The 2,221-nt window shown below is 19.9% G+C and carries 2 protein-coding genes; both read right to left on the bottom strand.

The window, feature by feature from the left end:
- Positions 1-595, bottom strand: a 595-nt coding sequence (locus BUA70_RS12830) for a response regulator (protein ID WP_143762344.1), incomplete at its 3' end; no start/stop codon positions are given.
- On the bottom strand, positions 588-2,221 hold a 1,634-nt coding region (locus BUA70_RS12825; RefSeq protein WP_072897905.1), incomplete at its 5' end, for a sensor histidine kinase. The genes BUA70_RS12825 and BUA70_RS12830, both read right to left, overlap by 8 nt.

The following is a 2,221-nucleotide window of genomic DNA, read 5'->3' as shown; positions in this document are numbered from 1 at the left end:
AAATTACTTCATAGTTATTAATAAAATTATTATATAAAAATTTATAAATATAATTATTATTTACACTTTTATTTAGATCTATTGTAATAAAAATAAAATTTGTATTTTTTATATTTAAAGGACAGTTATTAAGATTTTCATAATCATATAGTAGATTAAATAAAAAAGAATATTTATCATTTTCTTCTAAGTTATTTATAGCTAACATATTTTTTTCTTCTTTATCTATTAAATTTAAGGCTTTATTTATTGATTTATAAAGTACTTCTTTTTTTATAGGTTTTAATAAATAATCAATAGCATTAAAATCAATAGCCTTTTTAGCATATTCAAATTTTTCAAATCCTGTTAAAAATATTACTTTGGTTTTATAATCATTTTTTTTAATTTCTTCTATAAATTCTAAGCCGTTTAATAAAGGCATTCGAATGTCTGTTAAAGCTATATGAATATCAAATTTTTTAATTATATCTAAAGCATCTAATCCATTATTAGCTTCAACTAATAAATTTACTGAAAAACTACTTTCTTTTATATATTTTTTTAATTTTTCTCTTATTAAGTATTCATCATCAACTATAAGAATATTAAGCATAATCTCTCTCCTTTAAGTTTATTGGAATAGTTATTGTTATTTCAGTACCATTATATTTTTCACTTTTAATTAAGAAATCATATTCATTAGGGAAAAATAAATTTAATCTTTCAATAGTATTCTTTACTCCAAATCCCCCTTTAGAAGAGGAAGATATATTAGTATTTAATAAATTAGAAAGTTCTTTTTCGGTGATTCCTATACCATTATCTTTTATGGTAATAAATAATTTTTCTGTATGTTTCTTTATTATAATATCTATAAAGCCCTCTTTAGAAATATTATTTTTAATTCCATGATAAATAGAATTTTCTACTAAAGGCTGTAGTAATAGTTTTAGACAACCTAAATTCTTTATAGATTCATCACACTCAATATTATAAGAAAACAAATTATAGTAACGAACACTCATAATTTTTAAATAACTTTCAGTTAGGTTTAGCTCTTCACCTAAGGAAATAATCGTATTTCCTTTATTTAAAACTCCTCTGTAAAAGGTAGAAAGATTAAAAATCATATCAATAACCTCATCATTTCTATCTAATTCTGCTAAAGCACAAATATTTTCTAAAGAGTTATATAAAAAATGAGGCTTAATTTGTAATTGCATTAATTCAAGTTCAAATTCTTTCTTTTTATTTTGTTCATAGGATATTTTTGACATTAAGTTTTTTATATTAAATATTAGTTTATTAAATTTTATTGAAAGTAAACCTATTTCATCTTGAGATATTATATTTATTTCAGAATTCCAATCTCCTTTTTCTATTTCATCTATTCTATTAAATAGATTTTGTATAGGCTTTACCATAGAATTTGATATTTTTTTTGAAAGTATATATGAAAAAATAATTCCTATAAATAATAATCCTATTAATGGTAATATTAATTTTTCCTTTTCATATATTATGTTACTTAAATAAATATCTCCAATAATATTAAAATTTAATTTTGGATAATAGCACATAAGTGTTAGTCTATTTTCTTTTTTATCAGTTAAGGACTTAAAAGGAATATTTTTATCGGTAAAACTGATATTTTTTCTTATATCAAAGAAAGATTTCAACATATTCTTTTTATCTGAAGAGGAAAATATAATTCCAGAGCTATTTACTAGAAATAAATTCATATATTTATTATGAAGTTCATTAGTTTTATAATTTTTAGATATATAATCTTCTGATACAAAAATTTCTAAATAACCAATAAGTTTTCCAGTATTTTTATTAAATATTTTTTTAGGTAAATGAAGATAAACTTCATTGTTTATACTTTTTATAGGTCCATACCAATTATTAAAATTTAATAAATTTCCATCTAAAAGAGAAATAAACTTATTATTAGACTTCATTTTGAATCCATTAGTACTATGAAGTATAGCACCAGATATAACCTTATTTTGATAAATTATATTATCCAGTTGATTTTTTAGTTTAAGATATTCATCTTTAGTAGGATAAGTATCTTTAGAACTATATTTATCTAATATATTTTGTATATCATTATTAATTATAAGGTTAGTAGTTAGAGATTCAGCAGAATTTAATATAATATCTAATTGGTTAAAGATTATACTTAAACTATTTTTTTCTCTTTCAATGGAATTATTTTTTATTGCATTAAAGG

The sequence above is a fragment of the Clostridium fallax genome, from assembly GCF_900129365.1.
GTDB classification, from domain to species: Bacteria; Bacillota; Clostridia; order Clostridiales; family Clostridiaceae; genus Clostridium_AH; species Clostridium_AH fallax.
Note: the sequence above shows the minus strand (reverse complement) of the source record. Positions and strands in the feature narration are given on the sequence as shown.